The sequence below is a fragment of the Paraburkholderia sp. J12 genome, assembly GCF_905220215.1.
Taxonomy (GTDB): domain Bacteria; phylum Pseudomonadota; class Gammaproteobacteria; order Burkholderiales; family Burkholderiaceae; genus Paraburkholderia.
Genome location: NZ_CAJMZC010000002.1, coordinates 652,957 through 670,248 on the forward strand (window position 1 = coordinate 652,957; position 17,292 = coordinate 670,248).

General features: G+C 64.1%; 16 protein-coding genes. 13 read left to right on the top strand and 3 right to left on the bottom strand.

Features of this window, described 5'->3' with window-relative positions; translation table 11 throughout:
* The first annotated feature begins 90 nt into the window (after nucleotides 1-90).
* The 8 genes from atpB (at nucleotide 91) to U5760_RS08010 (ending at nucleotide 7,131) form a co-directional block, all read left to right on the top strand.
* Nucleotides 91-939 (top strand): F0F1 ATP synthase subunit A, encoded by an 849-nt coding sequence (gene atpB, locus U5760_RS07975; RefSeq protein ID WP_322010855.1) that lies wholly within the window; start codon nucleotides 91-93, stop codon nucleotides 937-939.
* A gap of 112 nt (nucleotides 940-1,051) precedes the next feature.
* Nucleotides 1,052-1,342, top strand: a complete 291-nt coding sequence (atpE, locus tag U5760_RS07980; protein ID WP_322010856.1) for a F0F1 ATP synthase subunit C — start codon at nucleotides 1,052-1,054, stop codon at nucleotides 1,340-1,342.
* A gap of 191 nt (nucleotides 1,343-1,533) precedes the next feature.
* Nucleotides 1,534-2,004, top strand: a complete 471-nt coding sequence (locus tag U5760_RS07985; RefSeq protein ID WP_322010857.1) for a F0F1 ATP synthase subunit B — start codon at nucleotides 1,534-1,536, stop codon at nucleotides 2,002-2,004.
* A gap of 2 nt (nucleotides 2,005-2,006) precedes the next feature.
* Complete coding sequence (locus tag U5760_RS07990; RefSeq protein WP_322010858.1) at nucleotides 2,007-2,546, top strand: F0F1 ATP synthase subunit delta; 540 nt, start codon at nucleotides 2,007-2,009, stop codon at nucleotides 2,544-2,546.
* 58 nt (nucleotides 2,547-2,604) lie between these two features.
* Nucleotides 2,605-4,146, top strand: coding sequence for a F0F1 ATP synthase subunit alpha (gene atpA / locus U5760_RS07995; protein ID WP_322010859.1), 1,542 nt, complete (start codon nucleotides 2,605-2,607; stop codon nucleotides 4,144-4,146).
* Nucleotides 4,147-4,230: 84 nt separating this feature from the next.
* The gene (gene atpG / locus U5760_RS08000; RefSeq protein ID WP_322010860.1) at nucleotides 4,231-5,106 is read left to right on the top strand and encodes a F0F1 ATP synthase subunit gamma; all 876 of its coding nucleotides are present in this window, start codon (nucleotides 4,231-4,233) and stop codon (nucleotides 5,104-5,106) included.
* 70 nt (nucleotides 5,107-5,176) lie between these two features.
* Nucleotides 5,177-6,571, top strand: a complete 1,395-nt coding sequence (gene atpD, locus U5760_RS08005; RefSeq protein WP_322010861.1) for a F0F1 ATP synthase subunit beta — start codon at nucleotides 5,177-5,179, stop codon at nucleotides 6,569-6,571.
* Between the two features lie 134 nt (nucleotides 6,572-6,705).
* Entirely contained in the window at nucleotides 6,706-7,131 is a 426-nt protein-coding gene (locus tag U5760_RS08010) for a F0F1 ATP synthase subunit epsilon (RefSeq protein ID WP_322010862.1), read from the top strand.
* Between the two features lie 114 nt (nucleotides 7,132-7,245).
* On the opposite strand, the gene U5760_RS08015 is transcribed toward U5760_RS08010, so the two are convergent.
* Entirely contained in the window at nucleotides 7,246-7,434 is a 189-nt protein-coding gene (locus tag U5760_RS08015; RefSeq protein ID WP_322010864.1) for a hypothetical protein, read from the bottom strand.
* On the opposite strand from U5760_RS08015, the gene U5760_RS08020 reads away from it, so the two are divergent.
* A complete protein-coding gene (locus U5760_RS08020; protein WP_322010865.1) occupies nucleotides 7,433-9,184 on the top strand; it encodes an AMP-binding protein in 1,752 nt (583 codons plus the stop codon). The genes U5760_RS08015 and U5760_RS08020 overlap by 2 nt on opposite strands.
* A gap of 779 nt (nucleotides 9,185-9,963) precedes the next feature.
* Here the strand turns inward: U5760_RS08020 and U5760_RS08025 are convergent.
* A complete protein-coding gene (locus U5760_RS08025; protein ID WP_322010867.1) occupies nucleotides 9,964-10,779 on the bottom strand; it encodes a transporter substrate-binding domain-containing protein in 816 nt (271 codons plus the stop codon).
* Nucleotides 10,780-10,980: 201 nt separating this feature from the next.
* Here U5760_RS08025 and hemE point away from each other — a divergent pair, with 201 nt between their 5' ends.
* The 4 genes from hemE to U5760_RS08045 all read left to right on the top strand — a co-directional run bounded on the left by hemE (nucleotide 10,981) and on the right by U5760_RS08045 (nucleotide 16,784).
* The gene (hemE, locus tag U5760_RS08030) at nucleotides 10,981-12,072 is read left to right on the top strand and encodes a uroporphyrinogen decarboxylase (RefSeq protein ID WP_322010868.1); all 1,092 of its coding nucleotides are present in this window, start codon (nucleotides 10,981-10,983) and stop codon (nucleotides 12,070-12,072) included.
* A 463-nt stretch (nucleotides 12,073-12,535) separates the two neighbouring features.
* Nucleotides 12,536-14,833: a primosomal protein N' gene (locus U5760_RS08035; RefSeq protein ID WP_322010870.1), complete on the top strand. Its 2,298-nt coding sequence runs from the start codon at nucleotides 12,536-12,538 to the stop codon at nucleotides 14,831-14,833.
* Between the two features lie 197 nt (nucleotides 14,834-15,030).
* On the top strand, nucleotides 15,031-16,485 hold the full coding sequence (locus U5760_RS08040) for a YeiH family protein (protein WP_322010872.1): 1,455 nt from the start codon (nucleotides 15,031-15,033) through the stop codon (nucleotides 16,483-16,485).
* A complete protein-coding gene (locus tag U5760_RS08045; RefSeq protein WP_322010873.1) occupies nucleotides 16,482-16,784 on the top strand; it encodes a hypothetical protein in 303 nt (100 codons plus the stop codon). Before U5760_RS08040 ends, U5760_RS08045 begins: the two co-directional genes overlap by 4 nt.
* A gap of 91 nt (nucleotides 16,785-16,875) precedes the next feature.
* Here U5760_RS08045 and U5760_RS08050 read toward each other — a convergent pair whose 3' ends face one another.
* Entirely contained in the window at nucleotides 16,876-17,013 is a 138-nt protein-coding gene (locus U5760_RS08050) for a hypothetical protein (RefSeq protein ID WP_322010874.1), read from the bottom strand.
* Between the last annotated feature and the right edge of the window lie 279 nt (nucleotides 17,014-17,292).

Genomic DNA, 17,292 nt, shown 5'->3' on the forward strand with positions numbered 1-17,292 from the left:
TATTCGTGCGCGCGCCCTGGCGGCCGGCGTGCCGATGGACCGAGGGCGGCAGACAGAACGTATTTTAATATTGCTAGGGTGTAAGAAAAAATGGCAGCAAGTGAATCGCGCCTGCTCGATCCTGCGGAATACATCACGCATCACTTGACGTTCTTCTCGAGCAAGCCCCAGTCGAGCGTCGTCGATTTCTCCATCATCAATTACGATACGCTGTTCTGGTCGATTCTGACCGGGCTCGCCACCATCCTGATTCTGTGGCTGGCTGCGCGCAAGGCCACGTCGGGCGTGCCGTCGCGTTTCCAGTGCGCGATCGAGTGGCTGGTGGAGATGGTCGAGGATCAATCCAAGACCATGATTCACGGCAGCCGCACCTTTATCGCACCGCTGGCATTGACCGTCTTCATCTGGGTCGCCCTGATGAATTCGCTCGACCTCTTGCCGGTCGATCTGGCGACGCGCGTCATCGGCGTGCTCGGCCTTTCCTCCGTGATTCCGCATCAGCGCATCGTGCCGACCGCCGACATCAACGCGACCTTCGGCATGGCGCTCGGCATCTTCATTCTGATGCTCTACTACAGCATCAAGATCAAGGGTCTGGGCGGCTGGCTGCACGAACTGGTGACGGCTCCGTTCGGCGCACATCCGCTGCTCTGGATTCCCAATCTGGCTCTGAACATCATTGAATACGTCGCCAAGACGGTTTCGCTCGGCATGCGGCTGTTCGGCAATATGTACGCCGGCGAACTGCTGTTCCTGCTGATCGCGCTGCTGGGCGGCATGTGGGGTTTCGGCCTCGATTTCGGCGTGCTCGGCTTCATCGGACATGTGATTGCGGGCAGTGTGTGGGCGATCTTCCACATTCTGATCGTGCTGCTGCAGGCGTTCATCTTCATGATGCTGACGCTGGTCTATCTCGGTCAGGCGCACGACAAGCACTAAGCCCTGCAGTACCCCGAACATCAGGTTGTGGTTCTGGTTTCGCTTTACCGGTTTTTCTAACAGGTTTGCGGTTTTTTAAATCAAGTAATCAAGTCTTCTCAGAGGAATAATCATGCAAGAATTGTTCGCCAACATCCACGCTCTGACCGCTCTCATCCAGGGGCCGACCGCCATCGGTATCGGCATCATCATCGGTCTGGGCGCTTGTGGCGCATGTATCGGTATCGGCATGATGGGCGGCAAGTACATCGAGGCATGCGCACGCCAGCCTGAATTGATGAACCCGCTGCAAACGAAGATGTTCCTGCTGGTTGGCCTGATCGACGCGGCATTCCTGATCGGCGTGGGTATCGCAATGCTGTTCGCGTTCGCCAACCCGCTGTTGTCGAAGATCGCGGGATAAGTTTCCCTGGATTACCGCGTCTCGCCCATACTGGGATTGGCGGCGACTTGTCGCCAGCGACTCCGACGAGGGAGTCCGCCAACCCGGCGGGGCGTGGGACCAGTGACGGGATGCTCGGCCGGGGTGGCGATCCACAGGATCCAGCCACCGATTGCCGGGCATCTCTATAGCAACGTTTGGAAGGAAACACCGTGAATCTCAACGCAACCCTGTTTGCGCAATTGATCGTGTTCCTGATCCTCGCGTGGTTCACGATGAAGTTCGTGTGGCCGCCGATGGTCAACGCCCTCGACGAGCGCTCGAAGAAGATTGCCGACGGTTTGTCGGCCGCTGAGAAGGGGCAAGAGGAACTGGCTGCGGCGCACAAGCGCGTCGAGCAGGAACTGGCGCAGGCCCGTGTTGACGGCCAGCAGCGAATCGCCGACGCCGAAAAGCGCGCGCAGGCACTCGCCGAGGAAATCAAGGGCCAGGCGCACGCGGAAGCGTCGCGCATCGTCGCCCAGGCGAAGGCCGACGCCGAGCAGCAGGTCATCAAGGCGCGCGAAGGTTTGCGCGCGGAAGTGGCTGCACTCGCCGTGCAGGGCGCCGAGCAGATCCTGAAGCGCGAAGTCGACCAGTCGGCACACGCCGACCTGCTGAATCAACTGAAAGCCGAGCTCTGATCATGGCGGAACTTGCAACCATCGCCCGCCCGTACGCAGAAGCCCTGTTCGGCGTGGCCGAAGCCGGTGACGTCGCTGCCTGGTCCTCGCTCGTCGCGGAGCTGGCGCAGGTTGCGGCCTTGCCCGAGGTGCTGTCGGTCGCGTCGAGCCCGAAAGTGAGCCACGCCCAGGTCGTCGATCTGCTGCTGTCGGCGGTGAAGTCGCCGCTCAAGGACAGCGCCGAGGCGAAGAACCTCGTGCAGATGCTGGTCGAGGGTCATCGTCTGGAGCTGCTGCCGCAGATCCACGCGCAGTTCGAATCGCTCAAGAACGCCAAAGAGGGCGCAGCCGACGCACTGATCGTCAGCGCGTTTCCGCTCGAAGGCGCACAGTTGAACGACCTCGTGGCCAACCTCGAACACAAGTTCAAACGCAAGCTGAAGCCCACGGTTGAAGTCGACAAGTCGCTCATCGGTGGCGTGCGCGTCACGGTCGGCGATGAAGTGCTCGATAGCTCGGTCCGCGCGCGGCTCGCCAGCATGCAGGTCGCACTGACCGCCTGAGCGCATTGATCGCGCGCCATGGCTGGCACGCAACAGAATTGAACATCAGGAGCGAATAATGCAACTCAATCCCTCTGAGATCAGCGAGCTGATCAAGAGCCGGATCCAGGGCCTTGAAGCGAGCGCAGACGTTCGCAACCAGGGCACCGTGATCTCCGTGACCGACGGTATCGTGCGTATCCACGGCCTGTCGGACGTGATGCAGGGTGAAATGCTCGAATTCCCGGGCAACACCTTCGGCCTCGCGCTGAACCTCGAGCGCGACTCGGTCGGCGCGGTGATTCTGGGCGAATTCGAGCACATCTCGGAAGGCGACATCGTCAAGACGACGGGACGCATTCTGGAAGTGCCGGTCGGCCCGGAACTGATCGGCCGCGTGGTCGATCCGCTCGGCAACCCGATCGACGGCAAGGGCCCGGTCAACGCGAAGCTGACCGACGCCATCGAAAAGATCGCCCCGGGCGTGATCTGGCGTGAAGGCGTGTCGCAGCCGATGCAGACGGGCCTCAAGTCGATCGACTCGATGGTGCCGATCGGCCGTGGCCAGCGTGAGCTGATCATCGGCGACCGTCAGTGCGGCAAGACCGCGGTGGCCGTCGACACGATCATCAACCAAAAGGGCAAGAACCTCATCTGTATCTACGTCGCGATCGGCCAGAAGGCTTCGTCGATCCAGAACGTGGTGCGCAAGCTCGAAGAAACGGGCGCGATGGAGTACACGATCGTCGTGGCCGCTTCGGCTTCGGAATCGGCCGCGCTGCAGTACCTCGCGCCGTACTCGGGCTGCACGATGGGCGAATACTTCCGCGACCGCGGCCAGGACGCGCTGATCATTTATGACGATCTGACCAAGCAAGCCTGGGCGTATCGCCAGATCTCGCTGCTGCTGCGCCGTCCGCCGGGCCGTGAAGCTTATCCGGGCGACGTGTTCTATCTGCACTCGCGTCTGCTCGAGCGCGCTGCGCGCGTGTCGGCCGAGTACGTCGAGAAGTTCACGAACGGCGAAGTGAAGGGCAAGACGGGTTCGCTCACCGCGCTGCCGATCATCGAAACGCAGGCAGGCGACGTCACGGCATTCGTTCCGACGAACGTGATTTCGATTACCGACGGCCAGATCTTCCTGGAAACCGACCTCTTCAACGCGGGTATCCGCCCGGCTATCAACGCCGGCGTGTCGGTCTCGCGTGTGGGCGGTGCGGCTCAGACGAAGGTCATCAAGAAGCTGTCGGGCGGTATCCGTACCGACCTCGCGCAGTACCGTGAACTGGCAGCGTTCGCGCAGTTCGCCTCGGACCTCGACGAAGCGACCCGCAAGCAGCTCGAGCGCGGCCGCCGCGTGACGGAACTGCTCAAGCAGCCGCAGTACCAGCCGCTGCAGGTGTGGGAGCTGGCCGTGGCGCTCTTCTCGGCGAACAACGGCTACCTCGACGACCTCGAAGTGAAGGACGTTCTGCCGTTCGAAAAGGGCCTGCGCGAATACCTGAAGACGAGCCATGCTGACCTCGTGAAGCGTATCGAGGACACCAAGGATCTGTCGAAGGACGACGAAAACGCGCTGCACGCTGCGATCAAGGACTTCAAGAAGTCCGGCGCATACTGATCCGTCCGGGAATCCAAGACGATAAACGGACTGGGACTCGGGTTGGCACGCAAGCGCTGACCCGGGTCGACAAAGGAGCAAGCTATGGCTGGAATGAAGGAAATTCGCGGCAAGATCAAGAGCGTGCAAAACACGCGCAAGATCACGAAGGCGATGGAGATGGTGGCCGCATCGAAGATGCGCCGCGCCCAGGAACGCATGCGCGCGGCTCGCCCGTATGCCGACAAGGTCCGCGCCATCGCCGCGCACATGAGCCGTGCAAACCTGGAGTACCGCCATCCGTTCATGACACCGAACGAAGGCGCCGGGTCGGCTGGTCTCATCCTCGTCACGACCGACAAGGGTCTGTGCGGCGGGATGAACACCAACGTGCTGCGCGCGACGCTGCACAAGCTCAAGGAGCTGGACGACAAGGGCGTGAAGGTCGAAGCCACCGCGATCGGTAGCAAGGGCCTCGGTTTCCTGAACCGTCTCGGTGCGAAGGTGGTCTCGCAGGCTGTGCAGCTCGGCGACACGCCGCACCTCGAAAAGTTGATCGGTGCCGTGAAGGCGCAGCTCGATCTGTATTCGGAAGGCAAGCTGTCGGCTGTCTATCTCGCGTACACGCGCTTCGTCAACACGATGAAGCAGGAAGCGGTGATCGAGCAGCTGCTGCCGCTGTCGTCAGAAGACTTTGACGCCGAAGAGGGCACGCCGAAAGCATCGTGGGATTACATCTACGAGCCGGATGCGCAACTGGTCGTCGACGAGTTGCTCGTGCGTTACGTCGAGGCGCTGGTGTACCAGGCGGTCGCGGAAAACATGGCGTCGGAGCAGTCCGCGCGCATGGTCGCGATGAAGGCCGCGTCGGACAACGCCAAGACGGTGATCAGCGAACTGCAGCTGTCGTACAACAAGAGCCGGCAGGCCGCGATCACGAAAGAACTGTCGGAGATCGTCGGCGGCGCCGCCGCCGTGTAAGCGGACGGGAACCCGGCTCGAGACTGCGCCTTTGCGCGACTGAAGAATTCAGGTATTGAAAGGAAAATCGATGAGTACAACTGCTTTGCCGGAAGGCAAGATCGTACAGTGCATCGGCGCCGTGATCGACGTGGAGTTCCCGCGTGAGCACATGCCGAAGATCTACGACGCACTGATTCTCGAAGGCACGGAACTGACCCTCGAAGTGCAGCAGCAGCTTGGCGACGGCGTCGTGCGCACCATCTGTCTGGGTGCGTCGGACGGCCTGCGCCGCGGCACCGTGGTGAAGAACACGGGCGAGCCGATCAGCGTGCCGGTCGGCAAGCCGACGCTCGGCCGCATCATGGACGTGCTGGGCCGCCCGATTGACGAAGCGGGCCCGATCGTCAGCGAAACGAAGCGCGCGATCCACCAGAAGGCGCCGGCGTTCGACGAGCTCTCGCCGTCCGCGGAACTGCTCGAAACCGGCATCAAGGTGATCGACCTGGTCTGCCCGTTCGCCAAGGGCGGCAAGGTGGGTCTGTTCGGCGGTGCAGGCGTGGGCAAGACCGTCAACATGATGGAGCTCATCAACAACATCGCGAAGGAACACGGCGGCTTCTCCGTGTTCGCGGGCGTGGGCGAGCGTACCCGTGAGGGCAACGACTTCTACCACGAAATGAAGGACTCGAACGTTCTCGACAAGGTCGCGCTGGTGTACGGCCAGATGAACGAGCCGCCGGGCAACCGTCTGCGCGTCGCGCTGACCGGCCTGACGATGGCCGAGTACTTCCGTGACGAAGGCCTCGACGTGCTGTTCTTCGTCGACAACATCTACCGTTTCACGCTGGCCGGTACCGAAGTGTCGGCACTGCTCGGCCGTATGCCGTCGGCAGTGGGCTATCAGCCGACGCTGGCTGAAGAAATGGGCAAGCTGCAAGAGCGCATCACGTCCACGAAGAAGGGCTCGATCACGTCGGTTCAGGCCGTGTACGTCCCTGCGGACGACTTGACCGACCCGTCGCCCGCGACGACCTTCGGCCACCTCGACGCAACGGTCGTGCTTTCGCGTGACATCGCCTCGCTCGGTATCTACCCCGCAGTGGATCCGCTCGACTCGACCTCGCGCCAGATCGACCCGAACGTGATCGGCGAAGAGCACTACTCGATCACGCGCCGCGTGCAGCAGACGCTCCAGCGCTACAAGGAACTGCGCGACATCATCGCGATTCTGGGCATGGACGAACTGTCGCCGGAAGACAAGCTGGCCGTCGCCCGCGCGCGCAAGATCCAGCGTTTCCTGTCGCAGCCGTTCCACGTCGCGGAAGTCTTCACGGGCTCGCCGGGCAAGTACGTGCCGCTGAAGGAAACGATCCGCGGCTTCAAGATGATTGTCGACGGCGAGTGCGATCACCTGCCGGAGCAGGCGTTCTACATGGTCGGCACGATCGACGAAGCCTTCGAAAAGGCCAAGAAGATCCAGTAAGGGTTGAGTTGCCGAAAAGGGGCGCAGGGCTTCGTTCGCGAAGCGTCTCGCCCCACGCAACCTGCTCAACGAGCCGTGCATGGGATCGGGGTCAGCGCTGAAGCGCCGACTCCGATCGACAGGAGTCGACACATATGGCAGCAACCATCAAGGTAGACGTCGTCAGCGCCGAAGAGAGCATCTTCGAGGGCCGGGCGAAGTTCATCGCGCTTCCGGGTGAAGCCGGTGAACTGGGCATTCTGCCGGGCCACACGCCGCTGATCACGCGGATCCGTCCGGGTGCCGTGCGTATCGTCGCGGAAAACGACGAAGAAGAGTTCGTGTTCGTCGCCGGCGGCATTCTCGAAGTGCAACCGGGCGTCGTGACGGTGCTGGCCGATACGGCCATCCGCGGTGCGGATCTCGACGAAGCGAAGGCCGAAGAAGCGCGCAAGCGCGCTGAAGAAGCACTGCAGAATTCCGGTTCGAACCTCGAGTACGCAACGGCGCAGGCTGAACTGGCCTACGCAGTGGCGCAACTCGCGGCGATCCACCGTCTGCGGAAAATGAACCAGCATTAAGCTGGCGCACACACGGCTGGCGCTTGCGCGCCGCGCCGTATCGTGCGAAGTGAAAAGGGCTCCTGTACGGGAGCCCTTTTTCTTTGCGCCTCCCGTTTGAATGACTTTTAAGAATCACTTGACGTTTACGGAAAGGTAATGCGAAATCATGCCTTCGAGGATGGCAATAGCGAGTGCTTCGTGCCGGTTCGTGACCCATGCGCTGCGGGTAAAACTTGATGCCGCAGCCCAGGGGACGGGCGCAAAATCGGTTTTCAAATACATTTCAAACGGGAGCCAGACTCCCGGGGAGACGGCCAGCATGGCAATCGACGCAATCGATGCAGCAGGTGCGCGCGAAGCGCTCGTCGCGCCGAAAGACGGACTGTCCTACGTCCGTGGTACGGCCGACACACCGCTTTCCGACGCCACCATCGGCGCTTTCCTGTGGGAGACGGCAACGCGGTTTCCGGAGCGGCCGGCCGTGGTGTTTCGCGAGCAGGGCATCCGCTGGAACTGGCGCGAATTCGCCGAAGAAGTCGATGTGCTGGCCGCGGCGTTTCTCGCGATTGGCATCGGCAAGGGCGACCGCGTCGGCATCTGGTCCGCGAACCGGGTCGAGTGGCTCCTCACCCAGTTTGCGACTGCGCGCATCGGCGCCGTGCTCGTCAACATCAATCCCGCATATCGGCTCGCCGAGCTCGAATACGCGCTGAACAAGGTCGGCTGCAAGGCGATCGTCGCGGCCGAGAGCTTCAAGACCTCGAAATACCTGGAGATGCTGCAGGCGCTGGCGCCCGAGCTCGCGGATGCGAGGCCCGGCGATCTGCATGCGGCGAAGCTGCCCGAACTGCGTGCCGTGATACGCATGTGCGACAGCGAAACGCCCGGCATGCTCAACTTCAGCGAAGTGATCGAGCTCGGGCGTGAGCGGCTCGCCCGGAACGGCCGCGCGGAACTCGACGCTCTGGGCGCCACGCTCGACGCCGACGACCCGATCAACATCCAGTTCACGAGCGGCACGACCGGCAATCCGAAGGGCGCGACGCTCACGCACCGCAACGTCGTCAACAACGGCCGCTACATCGCCATGGCGATGCGTCTGAGCGAGGCGGATTCGCTGTGCATTCCGGTGCCGCTCTATCACTGCTTCGGCATGGTGCTCGCGGTGCTGGCCTGCGTGTCCGTGGGCGCGAACATGGTGTTCCCCGGCGAGGCGTTCGACCCGCGCGCGACGCTCGAAGCCGTTTCCGAAGAGCATTGCACGGCATTGCACGGCGTGCCCACCATGTTCATCGCGGAGCTCGATCATCCCGACTTCGCGCGCTTCGATCTCTCGCGCCTGCGCACGGGGATCATGGCCGGCTCGCCTTGTCCGATCGAAACGATGAAGCGCGTCGTCTCGAAGATGCATCTTGCCGAAATCACGATTGCCTACGGCATGACGGAGACGAGCCCAGTGTCGTTCCAGAGTTCCACCACCGACCCGCTCGACAAGCGCACGACCACGGTGGGACGCATCCAGCCGCATCTGGAGGTGAAGATCGTCGATCCGCTCGGCAACGTGGTGCCCGTGGGCGAAACGGGCGAGCTGTGCACGAAGGGCTATTCGGTGATGCGCGGCTACTGGGGCGACGATGCGAAAACGGCCGAGTCGATCGTCGACGGCTGGATGCACACCGGCGACCTCGCGACGCTCGACACCGACGGCTACTGCAACATCGTGGGCCGCCTGAAAGACATGCTGATCCGCGGCGGCGAGAACATCTATCCGCGCGAGATCGAGGAATTCCTGTTCCGGCATCCGAAGGTGCAGAGCGTGCAGGTGTTCGGCGTGCCCGATGCGAAGTACGGCGAGGAGGTCTGCGCGTGGATCGTCCTGCGTCCGGGCGAAGCGGCCAGCGCCGAGGACATTCAGGCCTTCTGCCAGGGGCAGATTGCCCACTACAAGATCCCGAAGTACATCCGCTTCATGGACGAACTGCCGATGACGGTCACAGGCAAAGCGCAGAAGTTCGTCATGCGTGCACGCATGATCGAGGAGCTGAAGCTCAACGAGCAAAAGACGGCATGATGCCTGGGCCTCTGGTGTGCCTTGCCGGCACGCCAGGCGCTATCTCTTGAGGATAATCGGGAGACCGAACAATTGAGTGTCGCAGCGAAGGGGCATGGCGATAGTCCCGGCTATGCCGGCCCGGCGCAGACGCACTGAGGGAGAAAAAGGCGGACGAAAAAAAAGCGGGCCTGGAGCCCGCTAAAAACCACACGCTACGGGGTTAGCGCGAGGAGACCAAAGGAGGAGCCGGGTGTGTGACGTGCTACACGACGCCGGTCACGGCTCCAACAAGGATGCCCCTTGAAAGGGCTTCGGCATGACGCCGACCGGCCGGTGATTTGTGTCCGCTCACACTGACACCTGCCACATCCGTGTTGAAACCGTTGAAGGCATTGTGGGCGAATTAATGGGGGTTGGCGGTAACAAAGTGTTTCAGGTTGTAACGCCCGCCAGATAAGGCTCTGCGGGATTTTTTGCCATCCTGATCGTTATCGCGGGGTCATTTTTACCGCTGTGTGCGCTACCGAACAGACGGGTTCATAGCGTATTCGTCGGCGTAATTCGCGGTGCATGAGCGAATGTCCGCCTCATGGGCATTCGACGATCGGCACACCGAAAAGCATGCATGCCGTGCATGAATGCGAATGGCATTGCGGCGGCTCAGCGCGCTTTATTCGAGTCATGTTTTCGCAAAACACTGCAATGCCCCGTTGCAACTCTTCTCGCCATTTAATACGCGATGCGGCAGGCGTACCGGACATCGGGCCGCCTGCTTCGGCCATGCCATTTCATCCGCCTTACTTTAGCCACTTGTCGGAGATGGTCTGGTATTCGCCGCTCGCATGCAGCAGATGCAGCCATTGATCGACGTATTGCTGGAACACCACGTCGCCGCGCGGCACCATCCATGCCTTCTCGCCATACTGGAACGGTTGGTCCGGATGCACCGAGCACAGGCCCGGATTGAGCTTTTGCTGCAGCAGCGTCTCGGAGGCATCGGTGACCATCACGTCGGCCTTGCCCGCGAGGATCTGCTTGAAGATGGTCACGTTGTCGGGGTACACCGTGAGCGCCGCGTGCGGCAGGAACTGCCGCGCGAAGCGTTCATTGGTGCCGCCAGGATTCACGATCACGCGCGTGGAGGGCTGGTCGATCTGCGCGACGGTTTGATATTGGGCCACGTCGTCGCAGCGCACGATGGGAACCTTGCCATCCACCTGATACGGCTCGGTGAAGAACGCGCGCTTCTGGCGCTCGAGCGAAGTGGAAACGCCGCCCACCGCTACGTCGCATTTCGCGAGGAAGTCGCTCATGAGGTTCGACCACGTCGTCTTCACGAACTCGGCCTTCACGCCCAGCGACTTCGCAAGCGACTCCGTCATGTCGATGTCGATGCCTTCGAACGTGCCGTCCGGTCGGTAGTACGAATAGGGCTTGTAGTCGCCGGTCGTGCAGGCGCGCAGCGTGCCGCGCGCGATCACGTCGTCGAGCCGGGACGGGGCGGGCGCCACTGCGGCTGCGCTCTGCGCACTGGCCGGCGGCACCTGGGCGCCGGCGCAGAGCAGGGCGAGGGCAGCAACGGCGCGGACCGCGGCGGTCTTGTTCTTCTTCATGGAGTCTCCTCGAACCGGGACAATGTAAGAATCTGGAAAGCCGTTCGATGATAGCTTGCGCATGCGCGGCGGTTAAGCCGCGGCTGACCCGATGGCGTCCGCGCGCCGGTTATGCCGCCCATCACCGCCATCGACGCGCGCCCGCTCCGGTAAAATGAACGCTTGCTCCTGAATTCTGATGCGCGTGAAGCGCTCCCGCCCGTGGCTCACACCCTTCTGAACGACACCTTCCTGCGCGCGCTGCTGCGCCAGCCGACCGAGTACACGCCGATCTGGCTGATGCGCCAGGCGGGCCGCTACCTGCCGGAGTACAACGCCACGCGCAGCCGCGCCGGCAGTTTTCTGGGGCTTGCGAAGAACCCCGACTACGCGACCGAAGTCACGCTGCAGCCGCTCGAACGCTTCCCGCTCGACGCCGCCATCCTGTTCTCCGACATTCTGACGATTCCCGATGCCATGGGCCTCGGCCTCTCGTTCCAGCAAGGCGAGGGTCCGAAGTTCGCGCATCCGCTGCGCACGGAAGCCGACGTCGCGAAGCTCGCGGTGCCTGACATCGGCGCGACGCTGGGTTATGTGACCGACGCCGTGCGCGAGATCCGTCGCGCGCTCACCGACGCACAAGGACGCCAGCGCGTGCCGCTGATCGGTTTCTCGGGCAGCCCATGGACGCTCGCGTGCTACATGGTCGAAGGCGGCGGCTCGGACGACTTCCGCACGGTGAAGTCGATGCTGTACGCGCGGCCGGACCTGATGCAGCGCATTCTCGAAGTGAATGCGCAGGCCGTGGCCGCTTATCTCAATGCGCAGATCGAAGCGGGCGCCCAGGCCGTCATGATTTTCGACACCTGGGGCGGCGCGCTCGCAGACGGCGCCTATCAACGTTTCTCGCTGAAGTACATCGAGCAGGTCGTCGCCGGCCTCAAGCGCGAGCATGACGGCGAACGCGTGCCGGTCATCACGTTCACCAAGGGCGGCGGCCTCTGGCTCGACGAGATCGCGGCAACCGGCGTCGATGCCGTGGGTCTCGACTGGACCGTGAACCTGGGCCGCGCACGCGAGCGCGTGGGCAGCCGCGTCGCCCTGCAGGGCAATCTCGATCCGACGGTGCTGTTCGCCTCGCCTGCTGCGATTCGTGCCGAGGCGCGCGCCGTCCTCGAGAGCTTCGGCGCCCATCCGGGCCACGTCTTCAACCTCGGCCACGGCATTTCGCAGTTCACGCCGCCGGAGCATGTCGCGGAACTGGTGGACGAGGTGCATCGCCACAGCCGGGCCCTCCACGCCGGTATCAAGTAATAAACCAGTAGCAAACAAGTACCAGGCGAAGTATCCAGCGAGGTATCAGGCGCGCTGACCGGCGCGCAGGCGGATTCGGTGACGTTTTTGTTGCGGCGCAATGTGGTGGGCTCTGGGCGTCAGGGTGGAGCAGGGCCGAAACGGCCATCCAGACGCCCTTTCGCCGATGTCAAGACTTGACTTATGCACACTTGTCTCGTTGCGGCGCGCAAGAGGAAAAAATTGCCGCTCCAGCAGAATGTGGGCGTCGATTTGACAATCGAACCCTTGACAGACAAGGCTTTCGGCGCTCCACGGCGATTTGTGTGCCATCCAACACAACGGCCATGCGGCGGCCCCAGCGGCGCGCCGGCGGCAAGTTCTCAACAAAGTTATCCACAGGCACGCGGCTGGGGGCACGATTGTTCTGCGGAATCCAAAACTTAGCGCGGAATGTGAAGTATTACTTTAAGTGCGGCCCCATATGCGGTGGCGCACAGACGGCGCCTGGGAGAAACCCGTGAGCGCGGGGTTCGTCCGCGTCGCGCTCGATCATCCGCTACCGACGCTTTACGACTACCGCTATCCCGCGGAGGCCCCCGCGCCACAGCCGGGGATGCTCGTGCGCGTGCCGTTCGGCCGGCGTGACGTGGTTGGCCTTGTTTGCGAAGTGAGCGCACACAGTGAAGTCCCGGCTAACAAGCTGCGCGACGTCGGCGCCGTGTGTGCCGCCTGCCCGCCGCTTTCCGCCGAATGGCTCGCGCTCGCGGGGTTCGCCGCGGATTACTATCAGCGCGGTCTGGGTGAGGTCGCGCTGCCCGCCTTGCCGCAGGCGTTGCGCGATCCGTCGCGCTGGGAGCGGCTGCTTGCCCCCGAGGAGCGCTATCGGCTCTTGCCGGCGGGCCGCGCGGCGCTGCCCGACGCGCTGCCCGCCCGTGCCCAGGCGCTGCGGCGGCTCGCGCAGGCGCTGGCCGAGCGGGGTGAGCTCGATGTCGCCGACGCCCGGGCGCTGCACCCGAAAGCAGTGCCGACACTGGAAAGCTGGCACGAGGCGGGCTGGGTGGAATACGAGCGCGTCGAGTTCGGCGCGCGCGCCGCATCGGGAGCGGCGAGCCCGCCTGCGACCGGGGACAACGTCCCGATCCCGAAGTTGAGCGATGAGCAGGCCGACGCGGTCGAAGCGATCGTCGCCGCCCGTGGTTTCGCGCCGTTCCTGCTGCACGGCGTGACCGGCAGCGGCAAGACCGAGGTTTATCTGCGCTCGCTTGCCGCGCTGCTCGAGCGCGAGCCCGATGCGCAGGCGCTTGTCCTCGTTCCCGAAATCAATCTCACGCCGCAGTTCGAGGCGGCGTTCCGTACGCGCTTCGCCGCGACCCTCGCCGACGACGCCATCGTCACGCTCCACAGCGGCCTCGCCGAAGGCGAGCGCGCGCGCAACTGGCTCGCCGCGCACACGGGCCGCGCGCGCATCGTGCTCGGCACGCGGCTCGCGGTGCTCGCCTCGCTGCCGCGCCTCGCCATGATCGTGGTGGACGAGGAGCACGACCCGGCCTACAAGCAGCAGGAAGGCCTGCGTTATTCGGCGCGCGATCTGGCCGTGTGGCGGGCGAAGCAACTGGAGATTCCGGTGGTGCTCGGCTCGGCGACGCCGTCGCTCGAAAGCTGGTGGCAGGCGGAGCAGGGCCGCTACACGCGCCTCACGCTCGCGCGGCGCGCGGTGGCGGACGCCGTGCTGCCCGCCGTGCGTCTCATCGACCTCGAAGAAGAGCGGCGGCGCGGCCGGGCATCCTTCGAGGGCCTCTCGGGGCCGCTCGTCGCGGCCATGAAGACGCGGCTCGAGCGCGGCGAGCAGAGCCTCGTGTTCCTGAACCGGCGCGGCTATGCGCCGGTGCTCTCGTGCGACGCCTGCGGCTGGGTGGCGGGCTGTCCGCGCTGCAGCGCCTACGTGGTGCTGCATAAGCCCGAGCACGCATTGCGCTGCCATCACTGCGGCTGGGAATCGCGCATTCCGCGCTCGTGTCCCGACTGCGGCAACGTCGATATCGCGCCGATGGGGCGCGGCACGCAGCGCATCGAGGAAGCGCTCGCGAGCGCGGTGCCGGGCGCGCGCGTGCTGCGCATCGACGCCGACAGCACGCGCCGCAAGGGCAGCGCCCAGGCGCTTTTCTCGGATGTGCACGCGGGCGACGTCGATATCCTCGTCGGCACGCAGATGATCGCGAAGGGGCACGACTTTCAGCGCGTCTCGCTGGTGGGCGTGATCAATGCCGACAATGCGCTCTTTTCCCACGACTTCCGCGCGAGCGAGCGCCTCTTCGCGCAGCTCATGCAGGTGAGCGGCCGCGCGGGGCGCGCCGGCCTGCCCGGCGAGGTCATGGTGCAGACGCGCTACCCGCGTCACGCGCTTTATCACGCGCTGGCGCGCCACGACTACGTGGGTTTCGCGAACGCGCAGCTCGCGGAGCGGCGCGACGCGCATCTGCCGCCGTTCGTCTATCAGGCGCTGCTGCGCGCCGAAGGGCGCACCCTCGAAGCGGCGCTGGCGTTTCTCGGCGAGGCCGCTGCCGCGTTGAGCGACATTCCCGCGGCCGGGCGCGTGACCGCCTACGACGCGGTGCCCTTGACGATCGTGAAAGTCATGAACGTCCATCGCGCGCAGCTGCTCGTCGAAAGCCAGTCGCGCGCGGCGCTCCAGGCCACGCTGCGCGCCTGGCAGCCGGTGCTGAGATCGATGCGCGGCGTGCTGCGCTGGAATCTCGAAGTCGATCCGCTCGACATCTAGCGGCTGGGCGGGCACGTCGGTGGTTCCTTCGACGCGGCCCGCTCCATCACTTTCCCTCATATCCATAGAGCGAATGATCGTTTCGCTTTCCGAATCGACACGCCTATATTTCGCGTAATCGGCACGGTTTTAACAACAATTTCGCTCGATACCGACGCGCCGTGCCGGGGCATCTCTACCACCAGGGGCATGACGCAATGAGCGACACCAATCACACCTTGCCGGCAGGCCACGCGCCGGCGCAACCCCCGCAGTCGGGCACGACAGCTACGACGACCACGACTTCGCGCGGCGGCGGACTCTTTTCCACCGAGGACTGGTGGGCCGTCTGGATCGGCCTGTTCGTCATCGTCGTCGCCTGGGCGCTTTTTGCGAGCGGCAGCAGCATCAAGTGGCTCGCCGTCGCGCCGGCGAAGTGGTCCGATATCGGCCAGGCCGGCGCCGACCTCGTGCGTCATCTGCCGAACTACGTCGCGCTTTTCGTCGTCTTTGCCGTGCTGTTCGGCGTGAGCCTCGCGGCGCTCAGGCAGCGTCTTGCGCACTTCCTGCCCGCGTTCCTGATCCTCTTCGTCGCCGCCACGCTCATCTTCACCGTGGGCGCATGGACCAGCGCCTCGCGCCTGAACCTGGAGCCGCCGCTCGTCGCGCTGGCGCTCGGCCTCGTGATCTCGAACGTGTTCACGCTGCCCGAGTGGTTCCAGGCGGGCCTGCGCGTGGAGTTCTATATCAAGGTGGGTATCGTGCTGCTCGGCGCGACGCTGCCGTTCACGCTGCTCGTCTGGGCGGGCCCGGTGGCGGTTGGCCAGGCTTCCATCGTCTCGCTCGTCACGTTCTTCGTGATCTTTCTCGCGGGACGTGCGCTCGGCCTCGACAAGCGTTTTGCCGCCGTGCTCGGCGTAGGCGGGGCGGTGTGCGGCGTCTCGGCGGCCATCGCGATCGCCGGGGCCGTGCGGGCGAAGCGCGAGCAGGCTTCGGTGGCGATCACGCTCGTCGTGCTCTGGGCCATCGTGATGATCTTCGTGCTGCCGTTCGCCTCGCGCTCGCTCGGTCTTTCGACCGCCGTGGCGGGGGCGTGGATCGGCACCTCGGAATTCGCCGACGCCGCCGGCATCGCCGCGGCCCAGGCCTATGGCGACTTCGCGAAGCACGCCGCCGGGGCGATTGCGGGCGCACCCGAGGCTTCGGTGCAGGCGTTCACGCTGATGAAGGTGGTGGGGCGCGATATCTGGATCGGCATCTGGGCTTTCCTGCTCGCGCTCGTCGCGACAACGCGCTGGGAAACCGACGAGAGCGGCGTGAAGGCGAAAGCCGATGTCCGAGAAATCTGGGCGCGCTTTCCGAAGTTCGTGATCGGTTTCGTGGTCGCCTCGGCGCTGGTGACGTGGATTGCGAGTCACTACTCGCTCGCCGATTACCGCAAGGTGGTCACGCCCGAATTCGTCGCGCCGATCACGGCACTGCGCACCTGGGCGTTCACGTTCTGCTTTCTGAGCATCGGGCTCACCACGCGGCTGCGCGCGCTTTCCGCCACCGGCACGAAGCCGTTCCTCGCCTTCACGGCGGGCGTCGCGGTCAATATCGTGCTGGGCTATGCGCTCTCCGCACATTTGTTCGCGCCGTACTGGAACAGCCTCGGGCTGGCCTCGCGATGAGCAAGGTGGCGCGGCGCGCGGCGCTTCTGCGCGAGGCCGCCGGCTTCGACGAGGCGGCCGGCTTTCACGAGACGGCAGCGATGGCCGCGACGGCAGCGGTAGCACCGCCCGCCGCACCGGCGTGCGCGCGCTGCGCCCATCGCGAGGACGACCGGCACGTGCTGGAGCAGCGCGTTGCCGGCCTGATCGTGTTCAGTTCGGGTTTTGGCGCGAGCGTGGCCGCAAGCCGCCTGTGCGGGCTTCACGACCGGCTGGTTTCGCCGGGCGATTACTGCGGGCAGTTCGTTGCCCGCGCCTGAGCGTTTTCGATCCCGCTTCAGCGTGCCTGATCGGCCTGAATCGGCCTGACCCGGAGCGCCTCGCGCTCTGGCCTTTCCCCCACGGCCGCAATCACTGGACCGTATCGGCTCTTTCGGCCTCGTCCACCTTCACCCGCCGCATGGCCGGCGCCGTCGCACCGCGTATGAACAGGACGGCACACAACGCGCACATGCTCCAGATCCCCGCCACCACCAAGACTTTTTCCATTTCAAGACCCCACCGCTTGTAATGACTGCTTTCCCCGTAGTTACGCTATGTATAACGGCGCGGCGGCGGTTTCGATAAGGGTTGTCAAAAAAAGTTTGGGCCAGGGAAAATACTGAGCGCAACCGGCGGCGCCCGGCTGGCGCGGATCCGGCGCAAACCCCGGCGCCACAAGGGCTTCAGAGTGGTGCAACCATCTTAAAAGGATGGTTGCACCTTTTTAATTGGAGGGTTACGATTCGCCAACTTTTTTGTCTTTGGCCGGTGCGGATCAGCCGGCAT